Source organism: Eggerthella lenta DSM 2243 (assembly GCF_000024265.1).
Taxonomy (GTDB): Bacteria; Actinomycetota; Coriobacteriia; order Coriobacteriales; family Eggerthellaceae; genus Eggerthella; species Eggerthella lenta.
Map to the genome: position 1 here is coordinate 1,677,418 of NC_013204.1, position 21,830 is coordinate 1,699,247.

Annotated in this window: 20 protein-coding genes; 18 read left to right on the forward strand and 2 right to left on the reverse strand. The window is 66.8% G+C overall.

All coding sequences use genetic code 11. The features are described from left to right. Positions 1–135 precede the first annotated feature (135 nt). From ELEN_RS07025 to ELEN_RS07090, 14 genes are all read left to right on the forward strand, one after another. Positions 136–924 (forward strand): ribonuclease HII, encoded by a 789-nt coding sequence (locus tag ELEN_RS07025; RefSeq protein WP_015760545.1) that lies wholly within the window; start codon positions 136–138, stop codon positions 922–924. A 307-nt stretch (positions 925–1,231) separates the two neighbouring features. Further along, complete coding sequence (locus tag ELEN_RS07030) at positions 1,232–1,753, forward strand: YraN family protein (protein WP_015760546.1); 522 nt, start codon at positions 1,232–1,234, stop codon at positions 1,751–1,753. Then, on the forward strand, positions 1,750–3,249 hold the full coding sequence (locus tag ELEN_RS07035; protein WP_015760547.1) for a YifB family Mg chelatase-like AAA ATPase: 1,500 nt from the start codon (positions 1,750–1,752) through the stop codon (positions 3,247–3,249). Before ELEN_RS07030 ends, ELEN_RS07035 begins: the two co-directional genes overlap by 4 nt. Next, positions 3,246–4,163: a DNA-processing protein DprA gene (dprA, locus tag ELEN_RS07040; RefSeq protein WP_009609121.1), complete on the forward strand. Its 918-nt coding sequence runs from the start codon at positions 3,246–3,248 to the stop codon at positions 4,161–4,163. Before ELEN_RS07035 ends, dprA begins: the two co-directional genes overlap by 4 nt. A 15-nt stretch (positions 4,164–4,178) precedes the next feature. Beyond that, complete coding sequence (locus ELEN_RS07045; protein WP_009609117.1) at positions 4,179–4,445, forward strand: DUF4160 domain-containing protein; 267 nt, start codon at positions 4,179–4,181, stop codon at positions 4,443–4,445. Positions 4,446–4,456: 11 nt separating this feature from the next. Then, entirely contained in the window at positions 4,457–4,753 is a 297-nt protein-coding gene (locus tag ELEN_RS07050; protein WP_009609143.1) for a DUF2442 domain-containing protein, read from the forward strand. Positions 4,754–4,782: 29 nt separating this feature from the next. Then, entirely contained in the window at positions 4,783–6,216 is a 1,434-nt protein-coding gene (gene trmFO, locus ELEN_RS07055; RefSeq protein ID WP_015760548.1) for a methylenetetrahydrofolate--tRNA-(uracil(54)-C(5))-methyltransferase (FADH(2)-oxidizing) TrmFO, read from the forward strand. Continuing rightward, positions 6,213–7,184 carry a tyrosine recombinase XerC gene (locus tag ELEN_RS07060; RefSeq protein WP_009304452.1) on the forward strand — a complete coding sequence of 324 codons (972 nt, stop codon included), beginning with the start codon at positions 6,213–6,215 and terminating at the stop codon, positions 7,182–7,184. The genes trmFO and ELEN_RS07060 overlap by 4 nt, the downstream gene beginning before the upstream one ends. 208 nt (positions 7,185–7,392) lie before the next feature. After that, a complete protein-coding gene (locus tag ELEN_RS07065) occupies positions 7,393–7,887 on the forward strand; it encodes a hypothetical protein (RefSeq protein WP_009609141.1) in 495 nt (164 codons plus the stop codon). A 153-nt stretch (positions 7,888–8,040) separates the two neighbouring features. Continuing rightward, positions 8,041–8,517, forward strand: a complete 477-nt coding sequence (locus ELEN_RS07070) for a hypothetical protein (RefSeq protein WP_009304447.1) — start codon at positions 8,041–8,043, stop codon at positions 8,515–8,517. Positions 8,518–8,632: 115 nt separating this feature from the next. Beyond that, positions 8,633–9,301, forward strand: a complete 669-nt coding sequence (locus tag ELEN_RS07075; protein WP_009304445.1) for a response regulator transcription factor — start codon at positions 8,633–8,635, stop codon at positions 9,299–9,301. 37 nt (positions 9,302–9,338) lie between these two features. After that, on the forward strand, positions 9,339–10,367 hold the full coding sequence (locus ELEN_RS07080) for a sensor histidine kinase (RefSeq protein WP_015760549.1): 1,029 nt from the start codon (positions 9,339–9,341) through the stop codon (positions 10,365–10,367). 230 nt (positions 10,368–10,597) lie between these two features. After that, positions 10,598–11,437 carry an ABC transporter ATP-binding protein gene (locus ELEN_RS07085; protein WP_009609147.1) on the forward strand — a complete coding sequence of 280 codons (840 nt, stop codon included), beginning with the start codon at positions 10,598–10,600 and terminating at the stop codon, positions 11,435–11,437. After that, entirely contained in the window at positions 11,427–13,619 is a 2,193-nt protein-coding gene (locus ELEN_RS07090) for an FtsX-like permease family protein (protein WP_009304439.1), read from the forward strand. The genes ELEN_RS07085 and ELEN_RS07090 overlap by 11 nt, the downstream gene beginning before the upstream one ends. 153 nt (positions 13,620–13,772) lie before the next feature. On the opposite strand, the gene ELEN_RS07095 is transcribed toward ELEN_RS07090, so the two are convergent. After that, the gene (locus ELEN_RS07095; protein ID WP_009609120.1) at positions 13,773–13,967 is read right to left on the reverse strand and encodes a helix-turn-helix domain-containing protein; all 195 of its coding nucleotides are present in this window, start codon (positions 13,965–13,967) and stop codon (positions 13,773–13,775) included. A 159-nt stretch (positions 13,968–14,126) separates the two neighbouring features. Here ELEN_RS07095 and ELEN_RS07100 point away from each other — a divergent pair, with 159 nt between their 5' ends. Continuing rightward, positions 14,127–14,816: a CpsD/CapB family tyrosine-protein kinase gene (locus ELEN_RS07100; RefSeq protein WP_009304435.1), complete on the forward strand. Its 690-nt coding sequence runs from the start codon at positions 14,127–14,129 to the stop codon at positions 14,814–14,816. 28 nt (positions 14,817–14,844) lie between these two features. On the opposite strand, the gene ELEN_RS07105 is transcribed toward ELEN_RS07100, so the two are convergent. Continuing rightward, on the reverse strand, positions 14,845–15,195 hold the full coding sequence (locus tag ELEN_RS07105) for a nitrous oxide-stimulated promoter family protein (RefSeq protein WP_009304434.1): 351 nt from the start codon (positions 15,193–15,195) through the stop codon (positions 14,845–14,847). Between the two features lie 280 nt (positions 15,196–15,475). On the opposite strand from ELEN_RS07105, the gene uvrA reads away from it, so the two are divergent. The 3 genes from uvrA (at position 15,476) to ELEN_RS07120 (ending at position 21,823) form a co-directional block, all read left to right on the forward strand. Continuing rightward, positions 15,476–18,367 (forward strand): excinuclease ABC subunit UvrA, encoded by a 2,892-nt coding sequence (gene uvrA, locus ELEN_RS07110; protein ID WP_015760550.1) that lies wholly within the window; start codon positions 15,476–15,478, stop codon positions 18,365–18,367. Positions 18,368–18,489: 122 nt separating this feature from the next. After that, complete coding sequence (locus ELEN_RS07115; protein WP_009609136.1) at positions 18,490–20,052, forward strand: GNAT family N-acetyltransferase; 1,563 nt, start codon at positions 18,490–18,492, stop codon at positions 20,050–20,052. A gap of 178 nt (positions 20,053–20,230) precedes the next feature. Continuing rightward, on the forward strand, positions 20,231–21,823 hold the full coding sequence (locus tag ELEN_RS07120; protein WP_015760551.1) for a GNAT family N-acetyltransferase: 1,593 nt from the start codon (positions 20,231–20,233) through the stop codon (positions 21,821–21,823). Positions 21,824–21,830: the final 7 nt, after the last annotated feature.

Sequence of the window (21,830 nt, forward strand, 5' to 3'; positions counted from 1 at the left end):
TATACGCTTCAGATTTGCAGGAACCCCCGCCGTCCTTCCGGACGGCGGGGGTTCTTTTTTGCAGGGACGGGCGAGGCCGCGCAGCGCCTTTCTGGTATCATGGTCGGTCGAAGAAGAGCATGTCGAGGGGGATTCATGGGACCGACCGTCGCCGATATCAAGCAACGCCTGCACGAAGCCGACGAGCGCGAGTTCGCGGTGCTCGAGCGCTCGCTCGTGGCCGACGCGCGCAAGGGCGTGCGCGACGCCGTGGAGCGGGCTCGGGCGCGTCTGGCGGCCGAGGCGGCGGAACGGCAGCGTCTGGCGTCGCTGTACGCGTTCGAGCGCGCGCTGGCCGCAGAGCGCGGCGACGGCGTGATCGTAGGGCTCGACGAGGTGGGGCGCGGGCCGCTCGCCGGGCCTTTGGCCGTGGGCGCGGTGGTGCTGCCCTCCGAGCCGTTCATTGAGGGCCTCAACGACTCCAAGCAGGTGAAGCCCGAGGCGCGCGAGCGCATCGCCGTGCAGGTGAAGGCCGTGGCCGTGGCTTGGACGGTCGAGTACGTGGAGGCGTCCGACATCGACGCTTGCGGTATGACGGCCTCGCTCGCGCTGGCGTTCCGACGCGCGATCAGACGCATCGAGGAAGCGGGCGTGCGCCCCGACGTGGTGTTGCTCGACGGCAACCCGATGCGCCTCGACGAGCGCGAGGTGAACGTGGTGAAGGGCGACGGGAAGTGCGCCTCGATCGCCGCCGCCTCCATCGTGGCGAAGGTAGAGCGCGATGCGCTCATGTGCCGCTACGCCGAGGAGTACCCCGAATACGGCTTCGACGCCTGCAAGGGCTACGCGAGCGCGGCCCATATCGAGGCCATCAAGCGCTACGGTCTCACGCCCATCCATCGCGCGACGTTCTGCACGGCCTTCACGCAACCTGCCCTGTTCTAGCGCCTCCGCGTCCTTCCACACGTTTCCACCGCTGCGTTTTCCACGCTTGCGAGCCGTTCGGCGCGCCTTCGGGTGCAAGCTGGACGGCTTTTCCATCTGCGGCTTCTATTCGGTGCGGAATCTGCGTCGAAAGCGCATGGACGATACGTTCGATCCGCGTTGGAAACGGAGGCAAGGCGCGTGTCATCCGCATGGAAACGGCGTGTCTTTCCGGGAAGGTTTCGCGGTGCGTTTCGCTGGATACGTGCCATCGCCGCGTAAGACGGCATCCTTATCATGGAACCACAGACGAAAGGGGCGTGGTGTCATGTATCAGGATACGGCGGCAACGATCGAATGGCAGGACGGCGAGCAGGCGACGTGCGGAAAGAAGGCCGGCGCGGGCGAGCGGCGAGGAGTAGGCTCGGGGGCCAAGCGGCGTGCGAAACGGGGCGAACGGGCGCAGGATCGCGAGAAGACGGCGGGGGAGCGCAACGCGGAGCTGGGGCGTAGAGGCGAGGACGCCGCCGCTCGCTTTCTCGACCGGCGCGGCTACGAGATCGTCGAGCGCAACTGGACGTGCGCGGCGGGTGAGGCCGACATCATCGCGCGCGACGGCGACAGCGTCGTGTTCGTGGAGGTGAAGACCAGGTCGAGCTGCGACTGCGGCATGCCGGCGGAAGCGGTGGACGAGGCCAAGCGCGACCGCTACGAGCGCATCGCGGCGCTGTTCCTGCAAGGCTTCGACGTGGTGGACGTGCCGGTGCGCTTCGACATCGTGTCCATCGTGGCGATCTCGCCCGACCGCGCGATGATCCGCCACCACATCAACGCGTTCTCGGGCCGATGAGCGTGCGGGGGCAGTGCGTCGTGCGGTCCGCGACGCTGCGCGGCGTGGAAGCCGTTCCGGTCGACGTCGAGGTGGTCATGGCGAACGGGATTCCCGGCTTCTCCATCGTCGGCTTGGCCGACGCCTCCGTGCAGGAATCGCGCGAGCGGGTGAAGGCGGCGCTGCGCTCGTGCGGCTTCTCGCTGCCGGCCAGCAAGGTGGTGGTGAACCTGGCACCGGGCGTCTTGCGCAAGACGGGGTCGGGGTTCGACCTGCCCATCGCGGCGGGCATCCTGTGCGCTTCGGGGCAGTTAGACCCGCGTGCGGTGCGCGGCCAGCTGTTCGTGGGCGAGCTGTCGCTCGAGGGGGCGGTGCGCCCGGTGGCCGGGCTGCTGGCTTACGCGCTGTGCGCGCAACGGTTGGGCGTCGACCTCGTATGCGCGCCGGTCGACCAGGGTTTCGTCGCGCTCGACGGGTTGGTGCGCCGTGCGGCGAAGTCGCTGGCGGGGTTCAGGACGGGCCCGTTCCCGGCCGTGGCCGACGCGGCGAAGCCGAGCAGTGCGCCCGCGCTTGACTTCCGGGACATCGCCGGCCACGACATGGCGAAGCGCGCCTTGCAGATCGCGGCGGCGGGCGGCCACGGCGTGCTGATGACGGGACCGCCCGGTTCGGGCAAGACCATGCTCGCGTCGAGGCTGCCGTCCATCCTGCCGCCGCTGTCGGAGGCCGAGGCCATCGAGACGGCGGTGGTGCACTCGGTCGCCGGCGAGGAGGTGGAACCGATCCTGGGCGGGGTGCGGCCGTTTCGCAGCCCGCACCACTCGGCCACGTTGGCGGGGCTGGTCGGCGGCGGCTCACCCTTGCGTCCCGGCGAGATATCGCTCGCGAACAACGGCGTGCTGTTCCTCGACGAGCTCGCCGAGTTCAGCCCGTCTGTTCTTCAGGGCATCCGCCAGCCGCTGGAGTCGGGGCGGGTCACCCTCACGCGCGCCGACGGCAACGTCGACTTCCCGGCGCGGTTCATGCTGGTGGCGGCCACCAACCCGTGCCCCTGTGGCTACTACGGCGACGAGGAGGAGCCGTGCACGTGCACGCACCGGCAGATGCAGCTCTACCGCAACCGCATCGGCGGACCCATCATGGACCGCATCGACGTGCATATCGCGGTGCGCAGGATCCCGCCCGGCGAGGTGCTGGCCACCGGGCACGGCACGAGCTCCGAGGAGCTGCGCCGCGATGTGCTGCGCGCGCGGGAGTTCGCGTCGTGGCGGCGCGCGCGAAACGGGGAGGACGACAAGGCGCTCACGTCGGAGGCGCTTGTTCGGGCCTGCGCGCTGACGACGCAGGACGAGGGCTTCCTCGAGGGCGCGGCGAAGGCGGGGCGCCTGAGCGGCCGCGCCATCATGCGCACGCTCGCGCTCGCGCGCACGATAGCCGACATGGAGGAGAGCGCCCGCGTGGAGCGCAGCCATCTGTGCGAGGCCATCGGCTTCCGCCTGCGCGAGGGGGAATCGTGAGCGCGCTCGCTGGCGAGCGCACGGTGCTCGCGCGCGGCGGAGAAGGCTTCCCTTCTGCGCTGGAAAGCGTGGCGCAGCCGCCGGATCGGCTGTACGTGGTAGGCGATCCTTTCGCGCTCCAGGAGGGCATCGCCATCGTGGGCGCGCGCAGGGCCACGCCGTACGGGCGCGGGTGCGCCAAGCGCTTCGCGGCCTTGGCCGCCCGGCGCGGCATCGTAGTGGTGTCGGGCGGGGCGCGCGGCTGCGACGCGGCGGCGCATGCGGCCGCGCTGGAGGAGGGCGGGCGCACGGTGGCGTTTCTGGGCGGCGGGTGCGACCGGCTGTACCCCGCCGAGCACGAGGGGCTGTTCCAGCGCATCGTCGACGAGGGCGGAGCGGTGGTCTCCGAGCACGCGTGGGACGAGGACCCCAAGCCGTACCGTTTCCGCCTGCGCAACCGCCTCATCGCCGGGCTCGCCCGCGCCACGCTCATCGTGGAGGCGGGACTGCCGTCGGGAACCTTCTCCACGGCCGACGAGGCGCTGGCGGCGAACCGCGACGTGCTTGTGGTGCCCGGCGCCATAACGGCCGTGTCCTCGCGCGGCGCGAACCGCCTCATCTACCAGGGCGCGACGCCCGTCATCGATGACGAGACGTTCGAGGATGCGCTGTTCTCGCTGTTCGGATGCCTGAAGCAGGAGACCGTCCCTTCCGTCGAGCGCACCGGTGCGCCGCGTGCGGACGAGCCGTCGAACCCGGTGGCGGACGCGCTGCGCGCCGAGCCGCTGAGCATGGAGCAGCTCTACGCGATCGCCGCCTCATCGTGCGGCGGGGAGGATGCGCGATCCTGGCTCATGGAGCGCCTCGTCGAAGCCGAGCTCGCCGGCACCGTCGCCCGCCACCCCGACGGCCGCTGGGGTCCGGCGGTGAGATGAGAGAGGAGGAGCGCGATGACGACGTTATCCATGTTCTACGGCATCGTGATCATTATGTATAATGAGGCGGACGGCAGGCACCATACGCCTCATATCCATGCTTGGTTCGCGGAATTCGAATGCTCTATCGATTTCGAAGGCAGGGTTTTCGACGGCCGTTTCCCTCCTCGAAAGCTCGCGTTGCTCCGAGCATGGATCGTGCTTCATCAAGAGGAGCTGGAGGCCGATTGGAAGCTCATGAGCGAGGGGCTTGCCGCATTTCGGATCGATCCTTTGCGATAGGCGGTGGTAGCATGTGGTATCCGGTGCTCGATGAAGAGCGCGGGATGGTGATGAACAAAAGCCAACCCGATCTGGTTGAGGTCGTTGCCGAAGGAGGCTGCCTTCTGCTGCTGGAGTTTGAAACGGGCGAGCTTCGCCGGCTCGACGTCTCGTCGTTCCTCAAACGCGGAGGCGCGTATGAACGGCTGCGGGACGACGAGTATTTGAAGCTCGTTCGGATCATCGACGGCGGGATGGCGCTTGGATGGCCGGACGGCCAGGAAGTGTATCCGGAGGCCCTGTTCGCGATGAGCGAGCGCGTTCGGTAAGAAACGCGCGTAGTTTCGAGGGTTTCCGGATGCGCTGGAGCCTGTGTTTTGCTATCCTAGTCGGCATGTCTCAATCAGTAACCATAGTAGGGGCCGGGCTCGCTGGGAGCGAGGCGGCCTTGCAGCTCGCCGATCGTGGCGTGCGGGTCCGTTTGGTCGAAATGCGCCCGAAGACGCCCACGCTCGTTCATGTCACGGGATGCTGCGCCGAACTCGTGTGCTCGAACTCCCTGAAAAGCGAGAAGCCCGACAGCGCGGCCGGCATGCTGAAGCGCGAGTTGGCCGAGCTGGGATCGCAGCTGTACGCCCAGGCCAAGCTGCATGCCGTGCCCGCAGGCGGTGCGCTGGCCGTCGACCGGACGGCGTTCGCCGAGGCGGTGACCGCGCTCGTGGAGGCGCATCCGCTCATCGATCTCGTGCACGAGGAGGTCGTCGACCTCGTTCAAGCCGCCGAGGGCGCCGATGCGCTCGTGGTGGCCGCAGGGCCGCTCGCGTCCGACGCGCTGGCCGCGTCGCTTTCCCGGCTCGCCGGCGAAGAGCACCTGGCCTTCTACGACGCCGCCGCCCCTATCGTCATGGCCGATTCGCTCGACTACGCGAAGCTGTTCCGCCAGAGCCGCTACGAGGACGCCGCCGCCGATGCGGGCGACTACCTGAACGCGCCGTTCTCGCGCGAGGAGTACGACGCCTTTGTCGACGAGCTCGTGGGCGCCGAGCGCGTGATCCGCCGCGACTTCGAGACGCGCGACTTGTTCCAGGCGTGCCAGCCGATCGAGGAGATCGCCCGCAAGGGACACGACGCGCCTCGCTTCGGCACGCTCAAGCCGGTGGGGCTCACCGACCCGCGCACGGGGCATCGCCCATGGGCCGCGCTGCAGCTGCGTGCCGAGGACGCGCACGGTTCCAGCTACAACCTCGTGGGGTTCCAGACGAACCTCACCTTCCCTGAGCAGCGCCGCGTGTTCCGCCTCATCCCCGGGCTCGAGAACGCCGAGTTCGCGCGCTACGGCGTGATGCACCGCAACACGTTCGTGGACGCGCCGCGCCTGCTGGACGAAAGCCTGCGCTTGCGCTCGCCTGAGGCGGAGCGCCTCGGGGTTCCGGTGCACCTTGCCGGTCAGATCGCGGGCACCGAAGGGTACTGCGAGGCTATCCGCTCGGGGCTCCACGTCGCCTTCGCCGTGGCCGCTGAGCTTCGCGGCGCGCAGGCGCCCGCGCTCCCGCGCGAGACGGCGTTCGGCGCGCTTCTGGCTTACGCCACCGATCCCGCCGTCAAGGACTACCAACCCATGCACGTGAACTTCGGCATCCTGCCCCCGTTCGAGCAGCGCATCCGCAACAAGCGCGACCGCTACGCCGCCTACGCCGAGCGCGGCGCCGAGGCGCTCGCGGCATACAAGGCCGAGCTGGCCGCGCGCGGCCTCGCGCCCGACGCGGGCGGCTGGCCGGAGGCATCCTCATGACTGCAGACGGTGCCTCGTCGTCCCTGCGCGTCGACCCTCTCGACTGCGATCCGCGCATCGTCGAGCTGATCGACGCGTTTTGCCACGCCATGCGCGTGGAGCGCAACGCCTCGGTGCACACGTTGCGCGCCTACCGCATCGATCTTATGGACTTCGCGCGTTGGGCGTGCCGCGAGCGCATCGACATCCTCGCTGCCACGCATCGCCAGTTGCGCCGTTACCTGGGCGAGCTCGACCGCGCACAGTACTCGCGCACCACGGTGAACCGCCGCCTGTCGGCGCTGCGCAGCTTCTTCCGCTGGCTCAACGTCACCGGCATCGCCGACGAGGACCCCGCGAGCATTCTGCAGGGGCCCAAACAGCCGAAGAGCCTGCCGCACGTCATCCGGGCGTCGGACATGGTGAAGCTGCTGACGGTGTACGGCAAGCGCGACGCGGCCGGGCGCGAGCGCGAGCAGTCGTCCGTGGATGCGCGGAACCTCGCTCTGCTGGAATTCCTGTACGCATGCGGCGCCCGCGTGTCCGAGGCGTCCGGTCTGCTTGCGGCCAACGTGGATTTCGGAAGCGGGCAGGTGAAGGTGTTCGGCAAGGGGTCGAAGGAGCGCATCGTGCCGTTGCACGACATGGCCGTGTCGTCCATGCGCGCCTATGCCACGTGGGCCCGCCCGCTGATCCTGCGCGACCGCACCTGCGACTACTTCTTCGTGTCCACGCGCGGCAACCGCATGGGCACCGACGCCATCCGCAAGATGTTCAAGGACGCGCTGCGCCAGGCAGGTCTGGACGAGTCGCTCTCGCCGCACGATATGCGCCATACCTTCGCCACCGATCTGCTGGACGGGGGCGCCGACCTGCGCAGCGTCCAGGAGATGCTGGGACATGCCAGCCTGTCCACCACGCAGATCTACACCCATCTTTCCCCCGGCCGCCTCAAGCAGGTGCACGCCCGCACCCACCCCCGAGGATAGAGCACCGTGTCGAACCACCCGTCCCTTTGACACGCTTTCCGTCCCCTGGTGCGCGCTTTTCCGGTTCCCGGCCGGTTGCGGAGCTGTGACCGCTTCCTGACGGTCGCCGCGCGCCGCGCAGCCTTCCCGCCTGTTCCTCCACAATCGGGTGCATTCGTCGTGCATGTTCGCGATGTGCGCGTTGCGCACCGACCATAAGGAGGTTTCCATGAGCAAGAAGAAGATGCGGGCGTTCGCCGGCGCGATGGCCGTCGTGCTCGCTTTCGTACCGTTTTTGAGCGGCTGCGCGGCCAACGACGCCGAGGACAACCCGCAGGCCCAGCAAGAGCTGAACGCCGACGAGCAATCGCGCAACGAGGCCGAGGGCTCCATCGGCGAGACCGTGCAATACGGTCAGGTCATGGCTATGAACGGTTCTACGGCCACGGTTGTGGTAGGCACCCTCGCCAATGCGAACGACGGCAGCGGCTCGCAGGCTTTCAACGCGGGTCAGGACGAGATAACCTTCGACGAGGGAGACGTTTCCATCGTCGATGAATCGGGCGCCGAACTCGAGGGCCGCACCCTTTCCGCCGACGACGTCATCGTCATGCGCGGCACGGGATCGGGCACCGACTTCAAGCCCACGACCATCGAGATCCTCGACGTTGCAGGCGCGGGAACGAATGCCGACGATGCTCGCGTTCCCCAGGGCGTCAAGTAGCGCGTCGACGCCGCGCCGCAGGCCGATATCGCGCTATGGAGAACGTCGGCGCGCCCTTGCCCCCGTCGAGTTCGAGCCTATAATGTTCAGATGCCCGCGCGCGGCCTCCGCGTCGCGGGCGTTCGGATACAAGGCGCATCGAAGGAGCATGGCATGCAGCTGCTGAAGGTTTCGACCGACAAACTTCTGCTCGTCGCCGGCATCGTGTGGCTCATTGCCGGCGCGAACATCGTGAACATCGGTCTTTCGGCTTTCCTGGACGAGACCGGGTGGCTGTTCTGGGTCTTGATAGGGGGGACCCTCCTCATATTCGTGCTGTTCCATATCTTCGTGTTCACCAAGATGGTTGGCAAGCATGCGAGCAGGATCAGGGGCTACGAGGAAGACAAAACCCACCTGTTCAAGTTCTTCGATAAAAAGGGCTACATCATGATGGCCATCATGATGGGCGGCGGTATCGCCTTGCGCGCATCGGGCGTCGTGCCCGAGTGGTTCATCGCGTTCTTCTATACGGGGTTGGGCGCTGCGTTGGCGGTTGCGGGCGTCAGCTTCATACTGCGTTACTTCAAAAGCTCGAAGCCTGCGTGTCCGGCGATGCCCGGCACGTACACCAAACATCATAAGGAATAGCTTCGGGGCGGCAACGAAACGGTTACGCCTCGCCGACGGAAGCGCTTCGCTGCGTACCATGGGGAGGTATCGAAGTCGAGGGAGCCGTCTTATGCGGACGGTGTGAGGAGGGCGAATGGCACGGATATTCGTCGTGGAAGACGACGCGTCGTTGCGCGAGGAGCTTATGCGCCTGCTCGAACTGCAGGGTCATACCGCGCTGACCGGCACCGCCTTCGACCGCATCGTGGACGATGTTTTGGCGGCTGCGCCCGACTGCGTGATCCTCGACCTCAAGCTTCCCGGCACGGGCGGCCATACGGTCTGCCGCGATCTCAGGCGCTCGAGTCAAGTGCCCGTCATCATGCTCACGTCGTCCGACAGCGAGTTCGACGAGGTTCTGAGCATGAACCTCGGCGCCGATGACTACGTCACGAAGCCTTACAACCCAGCCGTGCTTCTTGCGCGCATCCAATCGGTTCTGCGCCGTACGCAGCGTACCGAGCCGCCGACGCGTATCGAGCATCGAGGCGTGGTGCTGGACGTGGCGCGCGGGCGGGTGGAGCACGGCGGACGTTCCGTCGACCTGACGCGCAACGAGCTGAAGATCCTCCACATGCTCATGGCGAATCACGACACCATCATCTCGCGCCAGGAGCTGATGGTGGAGCTGTGGCAGTCCGATGCGTTCATCGACGACAATACGCTGACCGTCAACATCAACCGTTTGCGCAAGAGCCTGGCGAGTATCGGCGTGCCCGACGACTTCCTCGTCACGCGCCGCGGGCAGGGATACGTGGTGTGATGCGCGCGCCCCGACGACTCCGGGGGTGCCGTGCGCGATGAGCCCAGCAGCCTTTCTCAGGGATCGTGCCCTTTCCGTCGCCGTCGCCATCGTGTGCGCGATCGCGATCGGCTCCGTGGTCGCCGTGCTCGGTGCCGGTCCGGACGCCTCGGTGCTGGCGGCATGCATCGTGCTGGCATGCGCGGCCTTCGCCCTGACGGTGGACTACGCGCGTCGTCGCGCGTTTTACCGCGATCTCGAACAGGTGGTGGGAGACCTCGACCGCACCTATTACGCAACGGCGCTCATAGAACCTCCCGACTTCCTGGAAGGACGCCTGGCTTACGAGGCCCTGCAGGCGACGGGGAAGGCCGCCGCCGACGACGTGGCCGCGCACAAGCAGCAAGCCGAAGCCTACCGCGATTACATAGAGCTGTGGATCCACGAGATCAAGACGCCTATCGCCGCGGCGGCGCTCATGGCCTCAGGCTTGCACGGTCCCCAGGCCGCACGGATCAAGGGCGAGCTCGACCGTATCGAGGGCTACGTGGAGCAGGCGTTGTACTATGCGCGCTCCACCTCGCTCGTCCAGGACTATGCCATCCGCGAGACGAGCCTCGCCGAGGCCGTGCGGGAGGCGCTGCGGAAGCATGCGCGCTTCCTCATCGAGCGCGGCGTGGCGCCGACGGTGGACGTGGACGAAGACGTTCGCGTGTTCGCCGACGTGAAGTGGCTCGCTTTCGTCATCGGCCAGCTCGTGGCGAATGCGGGGAAATACGGCGCGAGCACGCTGCGCTTCTCGGTGCGGGAGGAGGGAGCAGGGACCAGCGACGCGCGCACGGTGCTCGAGGTGGCCGACGACGGCTGGGGCGTGCCGGCCGGCGACGTGCCTCGCGTGTTCGAGCGCGCCTTCACCGGCGAGAACGGCAGGCGTGCGGGCTCGTCCACGGGCATGGGGCTGTACCTCGTGGCCGAGCTGTGCGCGAAGATGGGTCTCGCCGTGGCGCTGGCCTCGGAAGAGGGGGAGGGCACGCGCGTGCTGCTGGCGTTCCCGCACGATCGCCGCAAGCTCGACCTGCTGTCGTGAACGGCATGCGCTTCCTCTGCCTTTCGTGCAGCGATAGCGGGAACCGCCGCAGCTGGCACCGCGCGGGATCCTTCGACTCCGGCCTGCGGCCTCCGATCAGGATGACGGCCTGCGGGTTCAGGCCGCGCTGCCTTGCATTTTCGTAAGGTACGCGTCACCCGATTCGATGGCGCCCGGGCGCGCCGCGCCGTAGCATGGTCGAAGACCTGCAAGCGAGGAAGGATACGATCATGACCGAAGTCTACGCGACTCCGCAAACCCAGACGGCGGCGCGCCCCGGAGGCTCGGCTCCGTCTCTCGGCGCCCGTCCCATCCTGTCGGTGCGCCAGATCGAGAAGGTGTACGGCAACCGCGATTCCGTCACCCGGGCCATCAACGACATCAGCTTCGACGTGGCCCCCGGCGAGTTCGTGGGCATCATGGGGCCGTCGGGCTCCGGCAAGACGACGCTGCTGAACTGCGTCGCCACCATCGACACCGTGACGAGCGGGCACATCCTCGTCGACGGGCGCGACATCACGGGCCTGCGCTCCCGCGCGTTGGCGAAGTTCCGTCGCGACGACCTGGGCTTCATCTTCCAGGATTCCAACCTGCTGGACACGCTCACCGGCTTCGAGAACATCGCGCTGGCGCTGACGGTGAAGGGCGAGTCCACCGCCTCCATCAAGCCTCGCGTGCAGGCTATCGCCCGCACGTTGGGCGTGGACGAGGTGCTTGGCAAGTACCCCTACCAGATGTCCGGAGGCCAGAAGCAGCGCATCGCCGCGGCGCGGGCCATGGTCGCCGATCCGAAGCTCGTGCTGGCCGACGAGCCCACGGGCGCGCTCGATTCGCGCAGCGCCACGGTGATGCTGGAGACCCTGTCCATGATGAACGCCGATCTGCATGCCACCATCATGATGGTCACGCACGACTCGTTCGCGGCCTCGTTCGCCAGCCGTATCCTGTTCATCAAGGACGGCGCGGTGTTCAACGAGATCCGCCGCGGCGCCACGAGCCGCGGCGACTTCTTCAACCGCATCATGGAAGTGGTGACGTTCCTGGGCGGTGACGTGCGCGATGCTGGCTAAACTCGCTTTCCGCAACGTTCGGCGCTCGGTACGCGACTACGCTATCTACTTCGTCACGCTCGTGTTCGGCGTGGCGGTGTTCTACGCGTTCAACTCGGTGACCGGCCAGTCCATCCTGTTCGACCTCGAGGATACCGCCACGGCCAGCGTGTTCGAGATGACCGGTCAGATGTTGGGGATGTTCAGCGTGGTCATCGCCTGCGTGCTGGGCTTTCTCGTGCTGTACGCGAACGGGTTCCTCATCCGCCGACGCAAGCAGGAGTTCGGCACCTACCTCATGCTGGGCATGAACCCGTCCAGCGTGTCGGTCATCGTGCTTCTGGAGACGGTGGCGGTGGGCCTCGTTTCGCTGGGCGTGGGCCTGGCCTTGGGCTTCGCGTTGTCGCAAGGGCTGTCGTTCGTCACGGCGGGGCTGTTCAACATCCAGATGGAACAGTACCGATTCGTGTTCTCGACCAACGCCTTCCTGCTGACGCTGGGGTGCTTCGTGCTCATCTTCGCCGTGACGGGGCTGTTCAACACGCTGTCCATCCGGCGCTACAAGCTCATCGACCTCTTGTCGGCCCGCTCGAAGAACGCGCGCTTCCGCGTGCGCAACCCCTGGATCAGCCTCGTCGGCTTCCTCGCGGCCGTCGCCGTGATCGCGTGGTCGTACGTTACGCTCGTCGACAACGGCCTCATGCAGTTCGACGAAGGGTTCTGGCGGGCCACGGCGCTCATGGTGGCGGGCACGTTTTTGTTCTTCTGGTCGCTCGCGGGCTTCGCGCTTGCGGCGATCGAGCGCACGCGCGGCATCTACTTCAAGGGCCTTGCCATGTTCACGACGCGCCAGATCGCCAGCAAGGTGAACACGGCGTTCGTGTCGCTGTCGGTGGTATGCATCATGCTGTTCTTTTCGCTCACGGTGTTCTCCACGGGCATGGGCCTGGCGCGCGCGTTCAGCGGCAACGTCGAGGAGGGCACGCTGTACGACGCCACGCTCACGGCGAACGTGTACCTCAACGCGGGCGGCATCCACGACGAAGAGGCGCTCGCGAGCATGAGCGAGGAGGATCGGGAGTATCAGCGAGTCGCCGACGAGAAGGCCGCCGCCATCGCTGCGGACGCCGAGGCGTACGATTGGGATATCGCCGCGAAGCTGGCGGACGCTTCGCCGACGTGGGACGCGCTGGTGGATCGCTCGGTGCAGGTCGACGTGTACGTGGACGCCGATGAGAGCTATGGCGCGATCATGGATCGCTACGGCAAGGACACGGGCAACGATAAGCAGAACGAGGCGATGCACAGGCAGGGCATCTCGCTGGTCGGGGTCTCGCAGTTCAATGCGCTTGCCGAGCTGACGGGTCGGCCCACGGTGGACGTGGGCGAGGACGGCTACGCCGTGAACAACACGCTCGACGGCATGCAGGGCCTTGCCGAGGCGCTCGCAGGCAAAGGCGAGACCATCCAAGCGGCCGGTCGCACGCTGACGTCGACGGGCGAGCTGCGGCGCCAGCCGTTGGAGGACGCCGCGTTCGCTTCGAGCGGCGCCGAGGCGATCGTCCCCGACTCGGTGATCGCCGACCTGCGCGCCCAGGGCGTTGTGCCCGAGCAGTCCGTGCTCAACCTCATGTACAAGACGAGCCGAACCGAAGGCGACAAGCTGCTCGCGCAGATGCTGGGCGAGGCTTCTCCTCCCAGCGCCGAGGTGGCGGCTTCGGGGTGGAAGTTCGGCCCGAAGCCCTGGCCGGTGACGCTCTCGTTCACAGCCGAGGAGGTGGTCGTCCAGTCGAGCGGCATGAACATGATGATCTCGTACCTGGCACTGTACATCGGCTTCGTGTTCCTTATCGCCACGGCTGCCATTCTGGCCATCCAGCAGCTGTCCGAGACCAGCGACTCGTTGGCGCGCTACCGGGTGCTCGCCGAGATCGGCTGCGACCGCCGTATGATCTTCCGGTCGCTGCGCGCGCAGGTGCTCGTGTACTTCCTCGTTCCTCTCGCTTTGGCCGTGTGCCATACCGTATGCGCCGTCGGCGTCATCAGCGATGCGGTGCTCGCGCAGCTGGGCGTTTCGGTACTCGAGCCCGCGCTGATGACCGGCGTGCTGACAGGCATCGTGTACGGGGCGTATCTCCTGGTCACGCACTTCGCCAGCCGCAGCATCATCCGCGCTTCGCTTGGCAAGAAGCTGTTGGGCTAGGAAGAGGAGCCGGTTGGCGGCCCCGTCGGCTTGCGTCGGGGCCGCCTCCGCATGCTCGTTGTCGCCCGAAAGCCGCGTTTTCAGCGTGAAAACAGCGGCTTTCGGGCGACAACGTGTTTCGGGGGGGGGTGCCGCGCCTCGAACGATGCGCGGTTAGAACGAGAAGAGGTCGCGGACCTGCACGTCGAGGGCGTCGGCGATACGGCCGAGGTCGTCGAGACCCACGCTCACGCGTCCCGACTCGATGCGCCAGATGTGCGATTTGCTGCTGCCGATCATGAGGGCGAGCTTCTGCTGAGACAGGCTCTGCGCCTCCCTTCGCTCGCGAATCGCGCTCCCTAAAAGCACTCTTTTCCTATCAGCATCCATTCGTTCAGATTATTCGGTATAATCCTCAACACGGCTTCATATATGAAGCCGTGTTGAGGATGTGGGAGGAAGTTTGACGGTGCGTAAGCGACCCTGGGCGGTCGAGCCGGGCTTCCTCCTGCGCGAACCGGAGAATCGATGATGAAGATGTTCAAGAAGAAGACGAGGGTTCTGAACGCCGAGCTTCCGCGCCCGCTGCAGCGCAACGCGATGAGCACGCTGTACGCGAACTTGGGGTTCATGAGCTTCGACAAGCCGATGCGCACGATCGTGGTGACGAGCTCGGTGCCGAACGAGGGCAAAACGACGGTGGCCGTTGAGCTGGCTCGCGTGATGGCCGTGGCGGGGAAGCGCACGCTGCTCGTGGAATGCGACCTGCGGCGGCGCTCGCTGGCGGACAGGTTGGGGGTGCGCGCTCCCGTCGGGCTCTGCGCCGTCGTGATGGGGGATGAGGAACCGGGGCGGGCTATCGTGGCCACTCGTCAGCCGCGCATGCATTTCCTCGATGCCGAAGCAGGCGTGACCAGCCCCGTCGACATTCTCGATTCCCAACGATTCAGGCGCTTGCTCGGATGCCTGGCCGCTCGTTACGACCACGTGGTCATCGACACTCCGCCGGTGGGCGCGTTCGTGGACGCCGCCGTCGTCGCCCAGGTATCCGATGCGACGCTGCTTGTGGTGCGCGAAGGCTTCGTCGAGCGCGCAAGCGTCCAGAAGGCAGCCGAACAGTTGCGCGCGGCGGGCGCTAATCTCGTGGGGACGGTAATGAACTGCTGCGATACCGCAACGTCGGCCTACTATGCCGCCTACGGGGACAAAGCGGAGTAGGGTCTCGGCATGCGGGTCGAAGGCGCCTCTACTTTCCCAGCAGATGGCGGATGGCGGCCAAAGGATGCTTTTTCAGCATGCGCGGGCCGGCGTAGCGCATGACGGCGCGGATGCGTTCGCGTTCCTCGGGCTTGTAACAGTGGTGCTCGCATTCGTCGCACGAGGTCTTCACGTCCATCTTGCGGCAGCGCTCGGTGCGCAGCACGGCATAGGCGTCGATGCTCGCGCAGCCGGGGCACACGGCCTCGCCGCAGTGGGCGGTTTCCGTTCGCGCGGCCGCGTCGTGATTGTCGGCGCAGTACAACGCCACCATTTGGGATATGGTGCGCTTTTCGCGGTCGCGGCGCCGAGCGATCTTGGGGCTGTCCTGTTGGGTCATGTGACTCCTCCTGGTCTCGATCGCGAGGATACCAGAATCCAACCGAACGCGCACGCGCGTTTTTCCCTTGAGTCGGGGAATGCGGATCGACCTCGAACCATGCCGAATCGAACAGTTTGTGCTCAGAATTTGAACGAATCAGACGAACGGATGTTTTTGCCTATTCCGCGGTCGGACTGCGCTAAAATGAGCGATTGCACGGAAATGATAGTTCTCCGGTAGCCATATTCGACTCCGGCGCCGCGCCGGGCTGCGAACGATAGAAAGAGCGATAAGCCACATGGGACAGAACGCCATCGTCATCAAGGGTGCCCGCGAGCACAACCTCAAGGACATCGACCTCTCCATCCCGCGCGACGAGCTGGTGGTCATCACGGGCCTGTCGGGCAGCGGCAAGTCGTCGCTGGCGTTCGACACGATGTACGCCGAGGGCCAGCGCCGCTACGTGGAGAGCCTGTCCAGCTACGCGCGCATGTTCCTGGGCCAGATGTCGAAGCCCGACCTCGACAGCATCGACGGCCTGTCGCCGGCGGTGTCCATCGACCAGAAGACCACGTCGAAGAACCCGCGCTCGACGGTGGGCACCACCACCGAGATCTACGACTACCTGCGCCTCCTGTTCGCGCGCGTGGGCGTGCCGCACTGCCCCGAGTGCGGCCGCGTCATCAAGAAGCAGACCACCGACCAGGTGACCGACGAGATCCTCGCCCTCGCGCCCGATGCGAAGGCCATCATCATGGCTCCCGTGGTGGCGGGCCGCAAGGGCGAGTTCACGAAGCTGTTCGCCGACCTGCAGAAGGAGGGCTTCAGCCGCGTGCGCATCGATGGCGAGATCGTGAAGCTGGACGGCGAGCCGCGCACGCTCAACAAGAAGATCAAGCACTTCATCGACGTGGTGGTGGACCGCGTGCAGCTTAAAGCGAGCGCGACGAGCCGCATCGCCGAGGCGGTGGAGCTGGCCACGAAGTTGGCCGACGGGCGCGTGCTCGTGCAGGTGCTGGGCGACGACGGCAAGCCGCTCGGCGAGGGCGGCGGGCGCTCGTCCGGCGCGACGGGCGGCCTGGGCGCGGGGGAGCACATCTTCTCGCTCGCGCTGGCATGCCCCGAGCACGGACACTCCATGGACGAGCTGCAGCCGCGCGACTTCTCGTTCAACGCACCCTATGGCGCCTGCCCCGACTGCCTCGGCATCGGCAGCCGCGAGGAGGTGGACGCGTCGCTGGTGGCGCCCGACCCGTCGCTGTCGCTGAACGAGGGCGCCATCGCGCCGTTCAAGACCGGCAACTACTACCCGCAGGTGCTGCGCGCCGTGGCCGCGCACCTCGGCACCGACGCCGACACCCCGTGGGAGGATATGCCTAAGAAGGCGCAGGACGGGCTTCTGCACGGCCTGGGCAAGGACAAGGTGCGCGTCGACTACGTCACGGTGGACGGTCGCGAGACGTACTGGTACATCGAGTGGGAGGGAGCGCTGGCCGCAGTGCAGCGCCGCTACCAGGAGGCTCAGTCCGACGCTCAGCGCGAGAAGCTGGCCAGCTACTTCGCCATCGTTCCGTGCCCGACCTGCGGCGGCAAGCGCCTGAAGCCCGAGATCCTCGCCGTCACGGTGAACGAACGCTCCATCCACGACATCACCGAGATGAGCGCGGCGGACTCGCTCGAATTCTTCGACGGCCTCGCGTTCCACGGGTCGGAGGAGCATATCGCCGGGCCCATCGTGAAGGAGATCAAGGCGCGCCTCAAGTTCCTCGTGGACGTGGGTCTGGACTACCTCACGCTGGAGCGCGCCACGGCGACGCTCTCCGGCGGCGAGGCGCAGCGCATCCGCCTGGCCACGCAGATCGGCGCGGGCCTCATGGGCGTGCTCTACATCCTGGACGAGCCTTCCATCGGCCTGCACCAGCGCGACAACGAGCGGCTCATCGCCACGCTCGAGCGCCTGCGCGACTTAGGGAACACCGTCATCGTGGTGGAGCACGACGAGGACACCATCCGCAGCGCCGACTTCGTGGTGGACATGGGCCCGGGCGCGGGCGAGCACGGCGGCGAGATCGTGGCCATCGGCACGCCGGACGAGATCATGAAGGCCGAAGGCTCGCTCACGGCCGACTACCTGTCGGGCCGGCGCCGCATCGAGGTGCCCGAGAAGCGCCGCAAGCCGCGCCGCGGGTCGCTCAAGCTGACGGGCGCCACCGAGAACAACCTGCACAACGTCACGCTCGAGGTTCCCTTCGGCACGCTCACCGTGGTCACGGGCGTGTCCGGCTCGGGCAAGAGCTCGCTGGTCACCGACACGCTGGCGCCGGCGCTCGCGAACCGCGTGAACCATGCGCACCGCCGCACGGGCGCCTACAAGAAGATCACCGGGCTGGACAAGATCGACAAGGTCATCAACATCGACCAGAGCCCCATCGGGCGCACGCCGCGTTCCAACCCGGCCACCTACATAGGCCTTTGGGACGACATCCGCGCGCTGTTCGCCTCCACGCAGGAGTCGAAGGCCCGCGGCTACTCGCCGGGCCGCTTCTCGTTCAACGTGAACGGCGGACGCTGCGAGGCGTGCAAGGGCGACGGCCAGATCAAGATCGAGATGCACTTCCTGCCCGACATCTACGTGCCGTGCGAGGTGTGCGGCGGCGACCGCTACAACCGCGAGACGCTGCAGGTGACTTACCGCGGCAAGAACATCGCCGAGGTGCTGGACATGACCGTGGAGGACGCGCTGGCGTTCTTCGAGAACATACCCGGCATCAAGCGCAAGCTGCAGACGCTGTTCGACGTGGGCCTGGGCTACATCCGCCTGGGGCAGCCGGCCACCACGCTGTCCGGCGGCGAGGCGCAGCGCGTGAAGCTTGCCAGCGAGCTGCAGCGCCGCCAGACCGGCAAGACGTTCTACATCCTGGACGAGCCCACCACCGGCCTGCACTTCGAGGACGTGCGCCAGCTGCTCATCGTGTTGCAGCGCCTGGTGGACGCGGGCAACACCGTGCTGGTCATCGAGCACAACCTCGACGTCATCAAGTGCGCCGACCGCATCGTCGACCTCGGCCCCGAGGGCGGCGAGCGCGGCGGCACCGTGGTGGCCCAGGGCACGCCCGAGGAGGTCGCCCAGGTGGAGGGCAGCTACACCGGCGCCTTCGTGAAGAAGATGCTGGAGGACGGCCGGCTGTAGGGAACGCAGGCCGAGGGATCTTTTCGACCGCTTGCTGGTGTTTTGCGGCGATCTCTCGAAACCCCCTTTACCGCGTCGGCGGGACGTGCGACAATGCCCGCTTTGCAGACGGCGGAGAGAGCATGCGGGAAGAGGGTTCGATTCAAGTGGCGGAAACGGTGGCGGGGAACCGTCATGTTGTGCGCGGCATCGTATGCGCGCTTGCGGGCGGCATCTGCTGGGGCTTCTCGGGCACGTGCGCCCAGCTGCTCATGAACGACTACGGCGCTCCCGCCACGTGGATCACCTGCGTGCGCATGGTCATCGCCGCCGTGTTCTTCCTGTTCCTTACCGCGGTGCGCAACTGGCGCGATCTCGTAGCGGTGTTCCGAGACTGGCGCTCGCTCGCGCAGATCGCGGCGTTCGCCATATTCGGCGTGCTGTTGACCCAGCTCAGCTACTTGAACGCCATCTCGTACACGAGTGCCGGCGTGGGCACTACCATCGAGCAGGTGGGGCTCGTGCTCATCATGCTGTACGTGTGCGTTCGCGCCAAGCGCCTGCCGCGTGCTCGCGAGGCGGCAGGCCTCGTGTTCGCGCTGGGCGGCATGCTGATCATCGCCACGCAAGGCGAGATCGACCAGCTGGCCATCCCCGCCGAGGGATTGGCCTGGGGCCTCGTGTCGGCCGTGGCTTTGACGTTCTACACCCTCATGCCCGTGCGCGTGCTGAAGAAGTGGGGCTCCATGCTGGTGACGGGCCTTGCCATGCTGTTCGGCGGATCGGCCGCCTCGGTGGTGGTGCAGCCGTGGACCATGCCTGTGAACCTGCCGCTCGGCGGCATCGCGGCGCTGGTTGCCATCGTGATCGTGGGCACCTTGGGAGCCTACATGCTGTATCTGCAGGGCGTGAACGACGCAGGCCCCGTCAAGGCGAGCCTTCTGTGCTGCGTCGAGCCCGTTTCGGCCATGATCCTCGCGCTCGCGTGGCTCCATACGCCGGTGAGCGGCTGGGACCTCGCAGGATGCGCGCTCATCGTGATCATGATCTTCCTCGTCACCGAGCGAGAGCCGAAAACGGAGCAGGCCGCCGAGGGCGAGGGCGCGCTCGCCGACGCCTACGACGACCCGCCGCTGTTCGCAGGCCGCGCTTCGGTGCTGGGCTACTACACCAGCCGTCCGGCCACGCGCGATGATTTCGAGCGTGCCACGGCGCTGCTCGACGTCGGGCATCAGACGTTCGCGGAGCTCGGCATAGACGAGGGTCGGAGCAAGAAGTACCCATCGGCGCGTCGTCTCATGCACAGCATCAAGAACGGCACGACGCACGTCATCGAGGATGCCCACGGCCGCATGATCGCGATGTTCGCCGTGTCCTTCTCGCCTGACAAGAACTACGAGCGCCCCATCGACGGCGCTTGGCTCACCGACACGTCGGCCGAACCGCAGCCCTATGCGGAGCTGCATTGGGTGGCCGTCGACTATCCGGCTCGCCGCCGCGGCGTCGGCATGTTCATCCTCGACAAGGCCGACCAGATCGCCCGTGCGGGCGGCCGGTCCAGCATTCGCGCCGACGTCTACGAGCTGAACGGGCCCATGCAGAACCTGCTTGAGAAGCACGGATACGAACGCTGCGGAACCATCACGATCAAAGACGTGTTCGGGCGTGTGAAACATCGCGTGGGCTACGAGAGAATGTTGCGTTGACGGAGGGGGTATTCACCCCTTGACATGGTGTTTTGCTCGCCTGTCCAAAACTGGGGCAAAACTCTTGCAAAACATCTTTACCGCGCTGCCCATACATGCGACAATGCGCTGATGCAACGTGGCGCCGGCCGAGAGGCTTGCTGCCGCGCGAGGCGCAGGATCGATGAGAGGAGGAAACGTGGGTCAGACGGTCGCATCGGGCTCCGGGCAGGGCGGCGGTACCGCCGCATCGGGCAACCACGTGGTCCGCGGCATCGTCTTCGCGGCTCTCGGCGGCATCTGCTGGGGCTTCTCGGGCACGTGCGCCCAGCTCATGACCAGCGGTTTCGGCGTTCCCGTTTCCTGGATCACCTGCGTGCGCCTGCTGCTGGCCGCGGTCATCTTCCTCGTGGTGTGCGGCGTGCGGGAGCCGCGCAACCTGCTGGCCGCTCTGCGCGACGTGCGCTCGCTCGGGCGCATCGCGGCGTTCGCCTTGCTGGGCGTGCTTCTGACCCAGGTGAGCTACCTGTCGGCTATCTCCTACACGAACGCGGGCACCGGCACCGTGCTGGAGCGCCTCGGCCTCATCGTCATCATGGTGTACGTGTGCCTGCGCATGCGGCGCCTGCCGCGCATCCGCGAGGCCGCCGGCCTCGTGCTCGCCATCGGCGGCACCGTCCTCATCGCCACGAAGGGCAACCTCGGTTCGTTGGCCATTCCTGCGGAAGGCCTGTTCTGGGGCATCATCTCGGCGTTCGCGTTGGCGTTCTACACGCTGCTTCCCGGCAAGGTGCTGGAGAAGTGGGGCAGCTTCATCGTGACGGGCCTCGCCATGCTCATCGGCGGCGCGGTGGCCACCGTCGTCGTGCAGCCCTGGACCATCCCCGTCGAGGTTTCGCCCGAGCTTGCCGGGGTCATGTTCGCCATGATCATCGTGGGCACGTTCGCCGCCTACCTGTTCTACCTCCAGGGCATCACCGACGCCGGCCCTGTGCGCGCGGGTCTCGTCGGCTGCGTCGAGCCGGTGTCGGCCACGGTCATCTCGGCGGTGTGGCTGGGCACGCCGGTGGGCGTCGTCGACGTCGTCGGTTGCGCCATGATCATCGGCATGGTGTTCCTCGTCACCGAGCGCGAAGAGGGCTCCGGCGGCGCGGCCTCGTACGACGGGGCGGCATACGACCTTCCGCCGTTCCAAGGGCGCGCCACCGAGCTGGGCTACTACAAGGCGCGCCGTGCCACGCGCGACGACTTCGAACGCGCGAAGGCGTTGCTGGAGGACGGTCATCGCGCCATGGCCTCGCTCGGCATAAGGGAGGGTCTCAAGAAGTACCCGTCCGCGCGCCGTCTCATGCGTTCTATCGACGCGGGGAAGACCTATGTCGTGGTTGCGTCCTCGAGCGGTTCGAGGACGGATGGCTCCTCGGCCGACGAAGGCCGCATCATCGGCATGTTCGCGCTCAATCCTCAAGGCGATCCCGCCTATGCGCACATGACGGGTGCGAAGTGGGCCACGGAGCCCTCCTCGCCCGACAACCCCGCCTACTCGGCGCTGCATTGGGTGACCGTGGCGTCCGATGCGCGAAGACGCGGCGTGGGCGGTTACATCCTGGGAACCGCCGAGCGCATCGCCAAGGGCGACGGGAAGGTCAGCATCTGCTGCGACATCTACGAGGACAACGTCCCCATGCGCGAGCTGCTGCTGTCGTACGGCTATCAGTTCTGCGGCAACGTGGAGATCCGCTCCCGCTTCGGCCGCGTCAAACACCGAGCCGTGTTCGAACGCGTCTTGTAGCCTTTCG

Excerpts from the sequence above, each read along its gene's own strand:
- ELEN_RS07085 (WP_009609147.1), top strand. The coding sequence starts at position 10,598 with ATGACCGAAGTCTACGCGACTCCGCAAACCCAGACGGCGGCGCGCCCC.
- ELEN_RS07115 (WP_009609136.1), top strand. The coding sequence starts at position 18,490 with ATGCGGGAAGAGGGTTCGATTCAAGTGGCGGAAACGGTGGCGGGGAAC.
- trmFO (WP_015760548.1), top strand. The coding sequence starts at position 4,783 with ATGCGCTGGAGCCTGTGTTTTGCTATCCTAGTCGGCATGTCTCAATCA.
- ELEN_RS07060 (WP_009304452.1), top strand. The coding sequence starts at position 6,213 with ATGACTGCAGACGGTGCCTCGTCGTCCCTGCGCGTCGACCCTCTCGAC.
- ELEN_RS07090 (WP_009304439.1), top strand. The coding sequence starts at position 11,427 with ATGCTGGCTAAACTCGCTTTCCGCAACGTTCGGCGCTCGGTACGCGAC.
- ELEN_RS07070 (WP_009304447.1), top strand. The coding sequence starts at position 8,041 with ATGCAGCTGCTGAAGGTTTCGACCGACAAACTTCTGCTCGTCGCCGGC.
- ELEN_RS07105 (WP_009304434.1), bottom strand. The coding sequence starts at position 15,195 with ATGACCCAACAGGACAGCCCCAAGATCGCTCGGCGCCGCGACCGCGAA.
- ELEN_RS07050 (WP_009609143.1), top strand. The coding sequence starts at position 4,457 with ATGTGGTATCCGGTGCTCGATGAAGAGCGCGGGATGGTGATGAACAAA.
- ELEN_RS07025 (WP_015760545.1), top strand. The coding sequence starts at position 136 with ATGGGACCGACCGTCGCCGATATCAAGCAACGCCTGCACGAAGCCGAC.
- ELEN_RS07065 (WP_009609141.1), top strand. The coding sequence starts at position 7,393 with ATGAGCAAGAAGAAGATGCGGGCGTTCGCCGGCGCGATGGCCGTCGTG.
- uvrA (WP_015760550.1), top strand. The coding sequence starts at position 15,476 with ATGGGACAGAACGCCATCGTCATCAAGGGTGCCCGCGAGCACAACCTC.
- ELEN_RS07100 (WP_009304435.1), top strand. The coding sequence starts at position 14,127 with ATGATGAAGATGTTCAAGAAGAAGACGAGGGTTCTGAACGCCGAGCTT.
- ELEN_RS07045 (WP_009609117.1), top strand. The coding sequence starts at position 4,179 with ATGACGACGTTATCCATGTTCTACGGCATCGTGATCATTATGTATAAT.
- ELEN_RS07075 (WP_009304445.1), top strand. The coding sequence starts at position 8,633 with ATGGCACGGATATTCGTCGTGGAAGACGACGCGTCGTTGCGCGAGGAG.
- ELEN_RS07080 (WP_015760549.1), top strand. The coding sequence starts at position 9,339 with ATGAGCCCAGCAGCCTTTCTCAGGGATCGTGCCCTTTCCGTCGCCGTC.
- ELEN_RS07035 (WP_015760547.1), top strand. The coding sequence starts at position 1,750 with ATGAGCGTGCGGGGGCAGTGCGTCGTGCGGTCCGCGACGCTGCGCGGC.
- ELEN_RS07030 (WP_015760546.1), top strand. The coding sequence starts at position 1,232 with ATGTATCAGGATACGGCGGCAACGATCGAATGGCAGGACGGCGAGCAG.